Below are 14,269 nucleotides of genomic sequence, written 5' to 3'. Positions count from 1 at the left end.
ATGGTTGTCGCTGTAACTAGTCGAGCTGAGGAGGCCGGCACCTCTCGATCGTGTCACAGACCGTTACGGCAAAGTCTCACACCGGCGCACGGAGCGACCGAAAATGCGTCCGCTCCTCCGCACTGAGGTGCTCACACGCATAGCTCAACGCGGTACGACCCATGTTCTGCGCGTGCAACTCCAGAAACCCGGTCAACAAACCCCGGTCGATGCGTTTGCCCACCTCACGCAGCATCCAACCCATCGCTTTCTGAGTCAGATCACGACGATCATCGAGGACGGACGCCGCGAGCTCGAGGGTTGTCGACGCGTCTCCCCGTGTGATGAAGCCGTACGTGGTCAACAAGGCCACGCGCCGACGCCACAGGTCGCCCGAATCCGAGAGCTCGAACACCAGGCTTCGGTCCCGATCGAACAACCATCCGCCGAGGATCTGACCAGCCGACGAATCGACCAGGTCCCAATTGTTCACCCGCCCACGCGTCACCGCGTCGAGGTAGAACTCGACGATTGTGCGTCGGGCTTCGTCGTCGAAAGAACGCTGCCTGCTTACCTTCTCGAACTGCGTTACCAGAATCAACAGGCCGGCGAGGCGATGCTCGTGAACTTCGCTGTCGAGCAGCACACGCACTTCTTCCAACTCGAGATCGCCGAACCGCTTGACCACAGAACGTGTCTTGGGCACCCGAACTCCGATGAAGACGTCGCCCTCGCCGTACTCCCCCGGCCCGGTCTTGAAGAACCGCTGAAGGTGAACGGCATCCTTCGGATCGGACAGGTCGGCCAACGCCTCGCACACCGCACGAGCACTCAGATCACCCATGCCGACACGATCTCACAATTCACAGCGTCCTCACATCGAACGCCCCAGGTAGCCACAGCCTGGTGGGCAACACTGAATACCATGCTCGCAACCGCACTGGCCTTCACCACACTCACACTCATGGCGCTCTCCGGCCACATCGCAGCCACCGCCCCGCGCGGCCTGGTCGCAGCTCGCACCTATGATCACAAATCTTGATACAAACCGGCTCCACGTGCAGGTAACTGCAACCCGAATGCAATTGTCGGAGAGTTGAACTCGACCTCAGGAAGGCGTCTACTCGAGAGTGAAAGAGTCTTTTCGCTCGAGGAGGTTTCGCCATGAAGTCGTGGAATCGAATGCAGGATGCCGTAGCCGTGGTACTCGGTGTCTTTGCCGCACTGTCGCCGATTTGGTTGACCACCAACGACCGGGCTATGTGGTCACTGATCGTCCTGGGTGTGCTCGTTGCACTCGCCGGCCTGGCTCACATGGCACGACCGGCCATGGCCGTCGCCGACTACGCGATGGGTGTCTTCGGCGTTCTGATGTTCATCTCCCCCTGGGTCATGAACTTCCACGCCCTCGAAGGCGCAGCCTGGACAGCCTGGGTTGTCGGAGTCCTCACCGTAGTGGTGGCAGTGAGTGCGATGCCGATGATGGCCGCCAGAATGCATCACGGCGACCACGGAGTGGCCGCCCATTAGTGCAGTGACCACGGAAGTGGCCGCCCATTAGTGCAGAGTGGTCAGGCCCTGATTGCTCCCAGTAACCGTCCAGCGTCGAATGCTTCGGCGCTGGACGGAAGGCTGCCTGGGCGACCGCTCACGAACACCTCGACCGTCCCGGAACCAACGGGAGTGTCCATTGCGGCTGCGTCGATACGGCGCAGTGTCTGCCGTGCGACGGCCTCGGCGCTGTCGAAGAGCAGGACCCCTTCGGGTAGCGCGGCAACAATCTCGTCCCGCAGCAAGGGGTAATGGGTGCAGCCCAGAACTACACCTTCCACTCCGTCTGGTGTCCGGGCCGCTGCGTCGCCGATCGCGGCCAAGGCGCCAGCTCGGTCGCCTCGGTCGATGGCGTCGGCCAAGCCGTGGCACGCGACACCGACCACTTCGGTTCCATCAGCGAATTCCGCGATCAGATCTGCCTGATAGCGGCTGGCCGTGGTTGCCGCCGTGGCCCAGATCGCCACCGACTCACACACGGCAGCCGCTGGTTTGATCGCCGGTACCGTCCCGATTACCGGAATGCCAGGCCCGACCAGCTCCCGGACATGCTCGAGCGCCGTCACACTTGCCGTGTTGCATGGCAGCACGATGACTTCCGCGCCCCGGTCGAGACTTCGCGCCACGGCACCGAGCACCCGGTCGATCACCCACGGCGCCGGCTTCGGCCCCCATGGTGCACCGTCAGGATCCAAGGACAGCACCAGATCCAGTTCGGGACGTAGGCGGCGAAGCCAAGCGGAAGTCGGGAGCAAACCTAGTCCCGAGTCGATGAGCGCAACGATCACCGAACAAATCTAGCGTCCCGAACCCGACCGAGCCGCATCAGCTCGCAGCCCTGTCCATCAACTCACACTCTGTCCGTCAACTCACACTGCTGCGGCTTCCAACACCTCGGCGATCGGAGTACCCGCAGCGATCTTCGCGCGCATCTTCATCACAGCCGCCGGACTGCCACAGCCGACAACGGCTGCCAACACTCCGTCACGCTCGTAGTAGGCGACAAACTTGCGGCCGTCGTCCTTGACGATATGCACCTGATCGGTGGACGACACCGTTCCCAGCGCCTGAATCTTCACGTCGTATTGATCGCTCCAGAAATACGGAACCTGCGCGGGCGCATTCGCGTCTCCGGTACCGGTCAACGCCCCGGCAAGGATCTTTGCCTGATCCCCGGCATTGCTCCAGTGTTCGACGCGCTTTCGCGCTTCCCCGATCGTCCACGCGGCCACGTCACCGATTGCCCACACGTTCTCGACATTTGTCCGGCCCACCGCGTCGCACAGCACTCCGTTGCCGAGTTCGATCCCCGAATCTGCGAGCCAGTCCGTCACCGGCAATGATCCGACGCCAATGGCAACCACGTCGACGGCAATTTCGGAACCATCACCGAGAACAGCCGTGTCGACGACGCCGTCGCCGGACAAAGTCTCCAGCCCGACGCCGACCCGGACGTCGATACCCGCGTCGCGATGTAGCCGCTCGACCAGAGCGCCAACCGTCGTGCCGAGCACCGATGCGAGCGGCGTCGGCTGCGGTTCGAGCAGAACGACGTCAACTCCGTGGGACTTCATGCTCGACGCCAACTCGCAGCCGATGAAACCGGCGCCGACGATCAGCGCTCGCTTGCCCGGCGCAAGATCCGCACGCAGGGCAAGTGCTTCTTCGATCGAACGCAGGACATGCACACCCGCGAGCTCAGGCAGACCGCTGATGCGCCGGGGAGTCAGCCCCGTGGCAATGATCAGATCGTCGTACGTCAACTCCGAACCGTCGCCAAACGCGACGGTCTTGGATGCGGTATCCACCGACAGTGCCGGCGAACCGAGCTTCAAGTCGATCGTGTTCTCGGTGAAGAACTCCGCCGGACGCAGAGTCGTCTCGTCCTTGTCGCCACGGATGACCTCCTTGGACAGCGGCGGACGGTCGTACGGCAGATGCGTCTCACCGCCTGCGAGCACTATCTCGCCCTCGAAACCCGCGCGCCGCAGCTCCTCCGCGGCTCGTAGCCCCGACAAACCTGCGCCCACGATCACAATCCGTGCCACCACACACCCACCCGTCTGATCTTGCGTCACTATCGGCGCCCACTATGAGAGCCGTCACGTAATAACGTCAGACTCTGTCATACCAAATTCGGACGTAGGTGTGGTGCACCCGCTGGGAAGCAGCGGTTGTCACTAGAGTTGACGACAGGTGAGACGCACACACTGAAACTCGAGCAGGGAGCACCGCATGACCAGCGATTCCAGTGGAAGCAGCAGCGTCCAGTTCGGCGCGGACGGCGGCGCCGCGCTCCACAGCACGCAGGGCAAAACGATCATCGCCGACGCCGTGGTCGCCAAGATCGCCGGCATAGCCACCCGCGAGATCAACGGCGTGTACGACGTCGGCGGCGGTACAGCACGCGCAGTCGGCGCACTCCGCGACCGCATCCCAGGGGCCCGCGTCAATCACGCCCAGGGCGTTGCCGTCGAGGTCGGCGAGAAGCAGGCCGCGATCGACATCGGAATCGTCGCCGAATACGGCGTCGCCCTCCACGAGTTGGCACTCGGAATCAGGCGCAACGTCATAGCGGCAGTCGAAAGAATGACCGGCCTCGAAGTCACCGAAGTCAACATCACCGTCTTCGATGTCATGCTCTTCGGCGAAGCCGAGAACCCGGGCACCGAACCGGAAGCGAAGCCGAGAGTTCAGTGAGCGGTCCCGAACGGATCGATCTCGGTAAGGCAGCCGAAACCGTCGCCGACGCCGCGCTGGGCGTTTACGGTGTCGCCGCACTGCACGGCGGCGAGTTCGGTGAAGTGGGAACCTACCTCCCGGGCAAACGCGTCACCGGCGTGGTCATCGACGAAACCGGTTGCAACGTACATATATCCGTCGCTTACCCGGCAAACGTCGTGACCGTCGCGCAGCACGTCCGTGACGCGGTCGGGCAGGTCATCGACGTACCGATCACCGTCACCGTCGGGGACGTCAGCCACCCTGACGATCAATACAACCCCGACGATCACCGCGCACCCCTCATCGAAGAAAGGAACTGATGTGAACAGCACGACAGTCGGCCTGTTGGTCGGTCTGCTCCTCGCCCTCGCCGGAATTCTGGGCGGGTTCAGCGGATTCCTTTTTGCCGTCCTACTCGGAGCAGCCGGTATGGCGATCGGCGCGCACCGCGACGGCCACCTCGACCTCGGCGCCATTCTCCGAAGCCGTGGCCGTGGCTGAGTCCACCACACCCACCCCCTCGACGCCGGGCATCTCGACACCGGGCCCGTCAACACCGGACCCTGTTGACCCCGGCCTTCGCGGCGTGCTGGTCATCAAGGACCGCGCGATGTCGAAAATCGCGACAGCCGCCGCGATCACAGTCCCCGGAGTTGTCCGGCAAACCGGCGGACTCAGCAAGTTGACCGGACGGGAACTGCCGCGGGCAGACATCGCGATGGGCTCCGACGCCGTATCGGTCAATCTCTTCCTTGCCGTCAACTGGCCGTGCTCTGTTGTCGAGCTGACAGGTCGCGTGCACGACGAGGTCGCCACGAGTGTCGAATCCCTCACCGGCTATCCACTGCACGAAATGAACGTCCTGATCGCTGCAACCACCGTCCCCGAAGACAGCGCCGTTCCGGGCATCAGCATTCCCGAAGACACTGCCGAGCAACCGGTTTCACAGTGGACACCCCCTCGAACGCCTGCCGCCGCACCCGCCGCAGCGGTATCGGCAGTAGTGATCGCGTTCGGATTACTCGGCCTCGCCTTTGTAGTATCACGTGAATGGTTCATCAATCGCGGCACCTTCGAATCGGCGCCGTGGATCGCGAACTCCGTTGAATGGGCATCACGTTTGCACTGGCAGACGTGGCTACTGCCGACGGCAATCGCAGCAGTAGTCGCCGGCGTCGTCCTGATCATGACAGCGATGAAGCGACGCGCTAAAACCCATGTGCCACTAGGGAACCCGAATGCCGGTACCGTCTGGATGCGCCCGACCGACATCGCCCGCATGTGCAGTGGACAGGCCGCAACGGTGCCCGGCGTCGAACGCGCCCACACCAGCGTCGACCGCAAACACGCCAAGGTCCATATCGATACCGTCGGCGGGGATCGCGACACACTGATCACGGCCGTCGAAACAGCAGTTCAACCGCACCTCGACGTCCTACAGCGACCCGTACGCCTGACCGTTCTCGCCCGAGAAATCGCTGCAAAACAGAAGGTCGAATCGTGAACCGCTACATAGCCGCGCTCGACCGAATCGTTGTGCTGATCATCGGCATTGCCCTCGTCGTCGCCGGTGCGTACATCATCGCCTGGGATGCCGGCGTCCGCCTGATCCGGACGTGGGTATCACGGCTGGACCGACCGACACTCCTCGGAATTCCCGAGCAACCCTGGTGGCATTGGGTTCTCACCGGAACTTTTGTCTTCTGCATTATTGCCGGATTCGGCTTGCTGTATCTCAACCTTCGACTGCGCCGCGCGCGAGCGGTAACACTCCGACATGCACAGTCCGGCACCGAAATCAGTGTTGATCTCGGTCCGATCGCCGATGGTGTTGCAGCTGAACTCGCACAATTGCCTGGAGTCCGCGCCACTAAGGGCCGAGCCACCGTAGACCGGGGGCTCCCGACGCTCTCCGTGGTGGTCAACGCCGATCCCGGAATCAACGTCGTCGATTTCACCACCAGCGCCGAGAACATTGCGTCGACTACGCGCCGCAACCTCGACGGTTCGGATGTTGCGGTACAGGTTCTGCTCCACCTCGATCGGGTGGACGCCGCACAGTAGGCTCGGCGGCAGTTCCCGAGTGCCAGCACCCTCACTTCACACAGACACGCCACCGGCGACCTAGGGCCGGCGACATCGGGAACATGGCTCCTGGCTGCGGCACTAATGGACCGGGTCGGCCGACTTCCGGAACATCAATGGACCACTCGACACGCTGAGGTGTATCGGCCGCCGCCTCAGAGTTTCCAATATCTCGACGACCGTCTAACGACGGAATCAGTGCGCGCCCACTGGCGCACCCTCGTGACAGCACGGCGAGACACGGCGGTACACCGCCTGGTGGACTTCATCCTCCGCCAACCTGTCGTAGACACCAAGCTCGCTGCATCCGTCCTCGGAATAACGGGGGCGAACGCGCAAATCGCGATCGATCAGTTGGTGGGCGCGAGCATCCTCACTCAGCACCGACGGGCGGCACAACCGAGTCTGGCAAGCCAAGGACGTAGTCCAACGCGAAAACGCTAGCGGTGAACACACAAGAAAGGCGCTCACTCCCCGAAGGGAATGAGCGCCTTTCTGTGCGTGCTATGAATCAGCTAGCAAGACAAGAGTCTCACTTGATGATCTTGGCAACCTTGCCGGCGCCGACCGTACGGCCGCCTTCGCGAATTGCGAAGCGCAGGCCCTCGTCCATGGCGACAGGCTGGATGAGCTTGACGGACATCTCGGTGTTGTCACCGGGCATGACCATCTCGGTGCCCTCAGGCAGCGTCACGACGCCCGTAACGTCCGTGGTACGGAAGTAGAACTGCGGGCGGTAGTTGTTGAAGAACGGGGTGTGGCGGCCGCCCTCGTCCTTCGACAGGATGTATGCCTGGCCCTCGAACTCCGTGTGGGGAGTCGTGGTGCCCGGCTTGACGACAACCTGTCCACGCTCGACATCTTCGCGCTTGATGCCACGAACGAGCAGTCCGACGTTGTCGCCGGCCTGGCCCGAGTCGAGCAGCTTGCGGAACATTTCGATGCCCGTGACGGTGGTCTTGGTGGAGGTCTCCTTGATGCCGACGATCTCCACCTCCTCGTTCACGTTGACAACGCCACGCTCGATACGACCGGTGACAACGGTGCCACGGCCGGTGATCGTGAAGACATCCTCGACAGGCATGAGGAAGGGCTTCTCGGTCTCACGAACCGGAGTCGGGATGGACTCGTCGACAGCAGCCATGAGGTCGAGGATGGACTGGGTCCACTTCGGGTCACCCTCGAGTGCCTTGAGTGCCGAGATCGGGATGACCGGGGCGTCCTCGTCGAATTCCTGGCCGGCCAGCAGTTCGCGGACCTCCATCTCGACGAGCTCGAGGATCTCTTCGTCGTCAACCATGTCGGCCTTGTTCAGGGCGACGAGGATGTACGGAACGCCAACCTGGCGAGCGAGCAGGACATGCTCGCGCGTCTGGGGCATCGGGCCATCGGTGGCTGCAACGACGAGGATAGCGCCGTCCATCTGAGCCGCGCCGGTGATCATGTTCTTGATGTAGTCGGCGTGACCCGGTGCATCGACGTGCGCGTAGTGGCGCTTATCCGTCTGGTACTCAACATGCGAGATGTTGATCGTGATGCCGCGAGCCTTTTCCTCGGGAGCCTTGTCGATCTGATCGAAGGCCGAAGCCTCGTTCAGGTCGGGGAAAGCATCCGCAAGCACCTTGGTGATGGCCGCCGTCGTCGTGGTCTTGCCGTGGTCGACGTGACCGATGGTGCCGATGTTCACGTGCGGCTTCGTCCGCTCGAACTTCGCCTTCGCCACTTTGTGTCCTCCTGGACTGATAATTGCTTGCCGTATGCAGCAGTGCGGTTGGTTATTACTTGGTCGTGCTTCGTGCCGAAAGCAACCGAGGTTACTTACCGGCGCGGGCTGGGGAGCTCGCAGTACTTACTGCTTACTCGCCCGTCGCCTTGGCGATGATTTCCTTCGAGACGTTCGCGGGAACCTCTGCGTAGGAATCGAACACCATGGAGAAGTTCGCCCGGCCCTGGGTCCTGGACCGCAGGTCACCGATGTAACCGAACATCTCCGAGAGCGGAACCAGCGCCTTCACGACACGGGCACCACTGCGTTCCTCCATGGCCTGGATCTGGCCACGGCGGGAGTTGATATCGCCGATCACGTCGCCCATGTACTCCTCGGGCGTTGTGACCTCGACAGCCATAAGGGGCTCGAGAATGACGGGGCCGGCCTTGCGGGCGGCTTCCTTCAGTGCCTGCGAACCGGCAACCTTGAACGCCATTTCCGAGGAGTCGACGTCATGGTAAGCACCATCGAGCAGCGACAGCTTCAGGTTCACGAGCGGGTAGCCGGCGAGAACACCGTACTGCATCGCGTCCTGTGCGCCTGCATCCACGGAGGGGATGTACTCGCGCGGGATACGTCCGCCGGAGACCTTGTTCTCGAATGCGTAGGTAGCACCGTCTTCGCCCACGAAAGGCTCCAGAGCGATGATGACCTTTGCGAACTGGCCCGAGCCACCCGTCTGCTTCTTGTGGGTGTAGTCGTGCTTCTCGACCGTCTTGGTGATGGTCTCGCGGTACGCAACCTGCGGCTTGCCGACGTTGGCCTCGACCTTGAACTCGCGACGCATACGGTCGACGAGGATGTCGAGGTGGAGCTCGCCCATGCCGCCGATGACGGTCTGACCGGTCTCGTCGTCGAGTTCGACCGAGAAGGTCGGGTCCTCTTCGGCGAGCTTCTGGATCGCGATGCCCAGCTTTTCCTGGTCGGACTTGGTCTTGGGCTCGATGGAGACCTGGATGACCGGCGCGGGGAACGACATCGACTCGAGGACGATGGGGTTCGCCTGATCGCACAAGGTGTCACCGGTGGTGGTGTCCTTGAGACCGATCATTGCGTAGATGTGGCCGGCTACGGCCTCTTCTACCGGGTTCTCCTTGTTGGCGTGCATCTGGAAGAGCTTTCCGATGCGCTCCTTCTTGCCCTTGGTTGCGTTGAGCACCTGAGCGCCCGGATCGATACGACCCGAGTACACGCGGACGAAGGTCAGCTTGCCGAAGAACGGGTGAGCAGCGATCTTGAAGGCGAGAGCCGAGAACGGCTCTTCCTTGCTCGGCTTGCGAGTGATCTCTACTTCTTCGTCATTGAGCTTGTGGCCGACAACCTCGCCGATATCCAGCGGGTTGGGCAGGTAATCGATGACTGCGTCGAGCATGGGCTGAACGCCCTTGTTCTTGAACGCGGAGCCACAGATAACCGGGTACAGCTCGGAAGCGACCGTCATCTTGCGGATGGCGCCCTTGATTTCCTCGACCGTGAGCTCTTCGCCGCCGAAGTACTTCTCCATGAGAGCTTCGTCGGACTCGGCAACGGTTTCGAGCAGCTTCTCGCGGTACTCTGCAGCCTTCTCGACGAGGTCCGCGGGGATCTCTTCGATGGTCGGCAGTGCACCGGTCGGAACTACGCCGCGCCAGGTGATGGCACGCATCTCGACCAGGTCGACGACGCCGTCGAAGTCGTCCTCAGCGCCGATGGGCAGCTGGAGAACGAGCGGCTTCGCGCCGAGACGGTCGATGATGGTCTGCACGGTGAAGTAGAAATCCGCGCCCATCTTGTCCATCTTGTTGACGAAGCAGATACGCGGAACGTCGTACTTGGCAGCCTGACGCCACACCTGCTCGGACTGCGGCTCGACACCCTCTTTACCGTCGAACACAGCAACTGCGCCGTCGAGCACGCGCAGCGACCGCTCCACCTCGACCGTGAAGTCGACGTGGCCGGGGGTATCGATGATGTTGATCTGGTTGTTGTTCCAGAAGCAAGTCACGGCGGCAGACGTGATCGTGATGCCGCGTTCCTTCTCCTGCTCCATCCAGTCCGTCGTCGACGCACCGTCGTGCGTCTCACCGATCTTGTAATTGACACCGGTGTAGAACAGGATGCGCTCGGTGGTGGTGGTTTTGCCGGCATCGATGTGCGCCATGATGCCGATGTTGCGGACCTTGTTCAGGTCAGTCAGCACTTCCTGTGCCACAGGTTTCTTCCCCGCTCGTTGCTTGGTTTTTCGGGTGTCGGCCGTATCCGGTGTGTTCCACCGTCAAGGCCATGGTCTTTCAATTATGTCTCTGCCGTGGCAACCCGACCACCTCTGCCCGGATTTAACCGGCCCGATGTGATCAGGTCGCCAACGGCGACAGCGTCGGAGCACCCACCCGATGGCAGTTGCTCCGACGCTTACATCACCAGCGGTAGTGGGCGAATGCCTTGTTGGCTTCGGCCATCTTGTGAGTGTCTTCGCGACGCTTCACAGCTGCACCGAGGCCATTGCTGGCATCGAGGAGCTCGTTGGCGAGACGCTCGACCATGGTCTTCTCACGACGTGCACGCGAGAAGGTGACCAGCCAGCGCAGTGCCAGCGTGGTCGAACGACCGGGACGAACCTCGACCGGCACCTGGTAGGTAGCGCCACCGACGCGGCGACTACGAACCTCGAGTGCAGGCTTGACGTTGTCCAGGGCGCGCTTGAGCGTTACGACCGGATCGGTGCCGGTCTTCTCGCGTGCCTGCTCGAGAGCCTGGTACACGATTCGCTCTGCGGTGGACTTCTTGCCGTCCAGCAGGATCTTGTTGACGAGCTGCGTCACCAACGGGGAACCGTAAACCGGGTCGTTGATGAGCGGGCGCTTCGGAGCGGGGCCCTTACGTGGCATTAGCTCTTCTCCTTCTTGGCGCCGTAGCGGCTGCGTGCCTGCTTGCGACCCTTGACACCCTGGGTGTCGAGGGAGCCGCGGATGATCTTGTAGCGGACACCCGGGAGGTCCTTCACACGACCGCCACGGACGAGCACCATGGAGTGCTCCTGAAGGTTGTGGCCTTCACCGGGGATGTACGCGGTGACCTCGACCGAAGTCGTCAGGCGAACGCGAGCGACCTTACGGAGCGCGGAGTTCGGCTTCTTGGGGGTGGTGGTGTACACGCGAGTGCACACGCCACGACGCTGCGGGCTGCCCTTGAGGGCTGCCGTCTTGACCTTGGCGGTCTTGTCGCGGCGACCCTTGCGGACCAGCTGGTTGATGGTTGGCATTTACCGGCTTTCTACGTCGGAACAGACTGCTCGAAGCAACCTTGGCTGTTCTGAAATTAGGGATCTAGCAGTTGGAGCAAGAGAGCTGCTGCTCCTCACCCACCTCCGATACCGCTGCGCTGCGCAAATGCGCCTCGCTCCGCACCCGAGGTCGGGCGTGTCGCATACCCCCACACAGGCAGCCGGATGCTCGTTCTGAAGCAATAACTGCTCGAACGTGCGCACGGCAATACCTAGCTAGGCACACAGATCGGCCCGGGCATGCCGGACACGACCCATAACGATACCTGCCAGCGTGCTATGTGGTCAAAATGAGCCTGAAGTGATAGGGAACTCACAGCAACGACCAGGTTCGACAGCAGGTTCAAATACTGACATTGAGCGTCAATTCGCCAAGTTTAGTGACTGCCGCGCACGCATCCGTGCCGCCGACCGGCTGGCGTACCCACCAACCGAACACTCCCCCAGCCGGAGCGCCGGCCGTGATGCCACAGCTTTGTGGATCCGCCGGCTGCCGCACGAGGTAGGCGTCACTGCCCTTGACGGTGATCTTTTCGACCACATATCCGAGATGCTCGAATGCTGCGACCTCATGATCGGCAGCGCCGGTCTCGAACCAGTTGAACGTGACATGGACCGGACCTGCGCTGCCCACCCCGTCCCACCGACAGATTGCCCCGTAGAAACTACGGTCGACGCCGTCGGCGCCGACTGCCGCCGCGATCTGCGGGTCGGATACCGCTTCACATTCCTGCAGGATGTTGGCGAACTCCTCGCTGCCACTACCCCCGTAGCCGCCCTCGGCCAGGGGCGTTCCCGTCACTGTCGAGCCGCACCCCGTCAACAGAATCAACGACGCGCCCAGCGCCGCCGCCCGTGCGCGACTCACTGGGCCCTCGAGACGGTGAGTTCCATGAGGCGCTTCCCCACCACACACGGATCGGCAGGCGGGGCGACAAGACCGGAGTTCACGGAGCCGTAGTTCACCGACCAATGGACAAAATCGCCGCCGAAGGAAATACCCAACTCGCACAGCACGCCTTCTCTCGACGCGATGAAACCGGAGTGGCCCTCGATCGTGATGTCGGCGGCAGGTCGACCGAGAAGGTCGGAACCGGCGCGCTCGCGGCCGATCGGGCTGCCTCGATACCAGGAGAACGCGACGCTTGGCCCCAACGAGCCGGCAACCGTCCACTCACAGCCGACACCGTTCCTGGTGACATCGGTGAACGAGAGCCCGAAAGCCGCGACCACCTCTTCCTCCGTCACCGATCCGCATTCCGCGAACATCGGACCGGGATCGGTTGCCGCCTGGGCGGTGGGCGCCGAACCTGTGGACTGATCCGCGGTGCTGTCCTCGGAACCACAACCAGTGACCGACGCCAGCACAGCAGCAGCGACCACCAACGGGGTACTGAAGGACAGGGGTCTGCAGCGCGGCATGCAGGTGACTGTACTTCCGGGATCAGAGCTGCGCGATCACGACACCGGCGCTGACACACGCACGAGAGTCGAGTCGAGTTGCGCCGCCCATGTTCTGACCACCTCGGACCGTCGGCGCGAATCGTCGGTCAAGACATCCGCCAGCCCCAGCCCTCGGGCAAGGTCGAGGGTCGCCTGCACCAGGCGATGCGTCACCGGATCAGTGTCGTCAACTCCCAGACTCTCGACAGCCATCCGGTGAGCGATGCGGCCGAACCGTTCCTCGAGCGGAAGGACGCGGGCACGCAAGTCAGGATCCGAGGCAGCGGCCGTCCACACCTGCAATGCTGCTTTGAACAGAGTTCCGGTGTAGTACTCGACCAAGCGGGAAATGATCGCCTCGGTTCGCCCGGCACCCACCGGAAGATCGGTTGCTTCCTTTCGAGCCTGATCCATCCGGGCGTCGAACATCACCTCGAGCGCTGCGGTGATGAGGTCCTCTCGAGTCGGGAAGTGATGCTGCATCGCACCGCGGGACACCCCGGCCCGCTGCGCGACGACGCTCATCGTCGTTGCGCCCCATCCGAGTTCGGCGAGACACTCCACCGTCACTTCGAGCAGGTGGGAGCGCGTGACTCGACTTCGGTCCTGCTTGGGTTCTCGACTCACCGCGCTGCCATCCCTTCTAGTGCCGTGTTGTGGTGCGCCTGCTCTATCGAGCCCAGGCCGCTGGACGCTTCTGTAAGAAAGACATCATGCCCTCACGGGCCTCCTCGGAGGAAAACAGCCGAGCGGACTGCGCGATCAACTCCTCGCCGTCCCGGTCTAAACCGGCCAAGACCTCCCTGGTCGTGAGCCATTTCGACTCGGCCAATCCCTGTGGCGAGCACCCCCGCAATGTGACCAAAAGTTCAGTGATCCACTCCTCGGTGTCCTGCGACGCGGCGGTGACCAGCCCAATGGCCTCGGCCTTGTTCGGCCCGAACTTTTCTCCGGTGAGCAGGTAGCGACTCGCAGATCGCTGATCGAGCCTCGGCAGGACCGTGAGCGAGATGATGGACGCGGCCAACCCCAGTCGTGATTCCGTCACGGCAAAGGTGCTCGCCGGTCCGGCCACGACCATGTCGCACGCCCCGACCAGGCCCATGCCCCCGGCCCGGACGTGACCGTCGATGCGTCCGATCACGGGCTTGGGAAGCTCGAGGATACTGCGCAAGAGCGTCAGCATTCCCCGTCCTCGTTCTTTGACGGCCTCCTCCGGTGATGCGGACGATCCGGAGGCCTCACTGAGATCGGCTCCCGCACAGAATGTTCCACCGGTGTGGGTGAGCACCACCGCTCGAACTGCCGGATCGGCGGCCGCTGACGTCAGTCCAGCCTGCAACTCCGTGACCAACCGTGTCGAAATCGCATTGCGGTTGCGCGGTGAGTCGAGAGTGATCGTGGCAGCACCGCCGGATACTTCGTACCGTACGTATGGCTTGTCCTCGTCCGTCATG

The 14,269-nt window shown here is 62.6% G+C and carries 17 protein-coding genes; 6 read left to right on the top strand and 11 right to left on the bottom strand.

What is annotated here, in order from left to right; genetic code table 11:
* Positions 1–76 precede the first annotated feature (76 nt).
* Positions 77–823 carry a DNA alkylation repair protein gene (locus tag V2B23_RS22065; RefSeq protein ID WP_430952276.1) on the bottom strand — a complete coding sequence of 249 codons (747 nt, stop codon included), beginning with the start codon at positions 821–823 and terminating at the stop codon, positions 77–79.
* A gap of 320 nt (positions 824–1,143) precedes the next feature.
* Between V2B23_RS22065 and V2B23_RS22060 the strand changes: the two genes are divergently transcribed.
* Positions 1,144–1,509 carry an SPW repeat domain-containing protein gene (locus V2B23_RS22060; protein WP_430952275.1) on the top strand — a complete coding sequence of 122 codons (366 nt, stop codon included), beginning with the start codon at positions 1,144–1,146 and terminating at the stop codon, positions 1,507–1,509.
* A gap of 41 nt (positions 1,510–1,550) precedes the next feature.
* On the opposite strand, the gene V2B23_RS22055 is transcribed toward V2B23_RS22060, so the two are convergent.
* On the bottom strand, positions 1,551–2,318 hold the full coding sequence (locus tag V2B23_RS22055) for a glutamate racemase (protein ID WP_430952274.1): 768 nt from the start codon (positions 2,316–2,318) through the stop codon (positions 1,551–1,553).
* 81 nt (positions 2,319–2,399) lie between these two features.
* Positions 2,400–3,578: an NAD(P)/FAD-dependent oxidoreductase gene (locus V2B23_RS22050; protein WP_430952336.1), complete on the bottom strand. Its 1,179-nt coding sequence runs from the start codon at positions 3,576–3,578 to the stop codon at positions 2,400–2,402.
* 187 nt (positions 3,579–3,765) lie between these two features.
* Between V2B23_RS22050 and V2B23_RS22045 the strand changes: the two genes are divergently transcribed.
* Genes V2B23_RS22045 through V2B23_RS22025 form a run of 5 tightly spaced genes read left to right on the top strand, consistent with a single transcriptional unit; the run spans position 3,766 to position 6,318 of the window.
* Positions 3,766–4,230 carry an Asp23/Gls24 family envelope stress response protein gene (locus V2B23_RS22045; protein ID WP_138869597.1) on the top strand — a complete coding sequence of 155 codons (465 nt, stop codon included), beginning with the start codon at positions 3,766–3,768 and terminating at the stop codon, positions 4,228–4,230.
* A complete protein-coding gene (locus V2B23_RS22040; RefSeq protein ID WP_430952273.1) occupies positions 4,227–4,574 on the top strand; it encodes a hypothetical protein in 348 nt (115 codons plus the stop codon). The genes V2B23_RS22045 and V2B23_RS22040 overlap by 4 nt, the downstream gene beginning before the upstream one ends.
* A 1-nt stretch (position 4,575) precedes the next feature.
* Positions 4,576–4,755: a hypothetical protein gene (locus V2B23_RS22035; RefSeq protein ID WP_033236416.1), complete on the top strand. Its 180-nt coding sequence runs from the start codon at positions 4,576–4,578 to the stop codon at positions 4,753–4,755.
* Positions 4,742–5,758: a DUF6286 domain-containing protein gene (locus V2B23_RS22030; RefSeq protein WP_430952272.1), complete on the top strand. Its 1,017-nt coding sequence runs from the start codon at positions 4,742–4,744 to the stop codon at positions 5,756–5,758. Before V2B23_RS22035 ends, V2B23_RS22030 begins: the two co-directional genes overlap by 14 nt.
* A complete protein-coding gene (locus V2B23_RS22025; RefSeq protein WP_430952271.1) occupies positions 5,755–6,318 on the top strand; it encodes a hypothetical protein in 564 nt (187 codons plus the stop codon). Before V2B23_RS22030 ends, V2B23_RS22025 begins: the two co-directional genes overlap by 4 nt.
* 553 nt (positions 6,319–6,871) lie before the next feature.
* Here V2B23_RS22025 and tuf read toward each other — a convergent pair.
* The 8 genes from tuf to V2B23_RS21985 form a co-directional block, all read right to left on the bottom strand.
* Positions 6,872–8,062 (bottom strand): elongation factor Tu, encoded by a 1,191-nt coding sequence (gene tuf / locus V2B23_RS22020; RefSeq protein ID WP_430952270.1) that lies wholly within the window; start codon positions 8,060–8,062, stop codon positions 6,872–6,874.
* A gap of 133 nt (positions 8,063–8,195) precedes the next feature.
* Complete coding sequence (gene fusA, locus V2B23_RS22015; RefSeq protein ID WP_138869600.1) at positions 8,196–10,298, bottom strand: elongation factor G; 2,103 nt, start codon at positions 10,296–10,298, stop codon at positions 8,196–8,198.
* Positions 10,299–10,503: 205 nt separating this feature from the next.
* Positions 10,504–10,974, bottom strand: a complete 471-nt coding sequence (gene rpsG, locus V2B23_RS22010; protein WP_003941856.1) for a 30S ribosomal protein S7 — start codon at positions 10,972–10,974, stop codon at positions 10,504–10,506.
* Positions 10,974–11,348 carry a 30S ribosomal protein S12 gene (rpsL, locus tag V2B23_RS22005; RefSeq protein WP_003941908.1) on the bottom strand — a complete coding sequence of 125 codons (375 nt, stop codon included), beginning with the start codon at positions 11,346–11,348 and terminating at the stop codon, positions 10,974–10,976. Before rpsL ends, rpsG begins: the two co-directional genes overlap by 1 nt.
* A gap of 364 nt (positions 11,349–11,712) precedes the next feature.
* Complete coding sequence (locus tag V2B23_RS22000; protein ID WP_430952269.1) at positions 11,713–12,237, bottom strand: DUF3558 domain-containing protein; 525 nt, start codon at positions 12,235–12,237, stop codon at positions 11,713–11,715.
* The gene (locus V2B23_RS21995) at positions 12,234–12,791 is read right to left on the bottom strand and encodes a DUF3558 domain-containing protein (RefSeq protein WP_430952268.1); all 558 of its coding nucleotides are present in this window, start codon (positions 12,789–12,791) and stop codon (positions 12,234–12,236) included. The genes V2B23_RS22000 and V2B23_RS21995 overlap by 4 nt, the downstream gene beginning before the upstream one ends.
* 36 nt (positions 12,792–12,827) lie before the next feature.
* The gene (locus V2B23_RS21990) at positions 12,828–13,439 is read right to left on the bottom strand and encodes a TetR/AcrR family transcriptional regulator (protein WP_430952267.1); all 612 of its coding nucleotides are present in this window, start codon (positions 13,437–13,439) and stop codon (positions 12,828–12,830) included.
* 43 nt (positions 13,440–13,482) lie between these two features.
* Positions 13,483–14,268, bottom strand: coding sequence for an enoyl-CoA hydratase family protein (locus V2B23_RS21985; protein WP_430952266.1), 786 nt, complete (start codon positions 14,266–14,268; stop codon positions 13,483–13,485).
* Between the last annotated feature and the right edge of the window lies 1 nt (position 14,269).

This window comes from Rhodococcus sp. 24CO (assembly GCF_050586165.1).
Classification (GTDB): domain Bacteria; phylum Actinomycetota; class Actinomycetes; order Mycobacteriales; family Mycobacteriaceae; genus Rhodococcus_F.
Note: the sequence above shows the minus strand (reverse complement) of the source record. Positions and strands in the feature narration are given on the sequence as shown.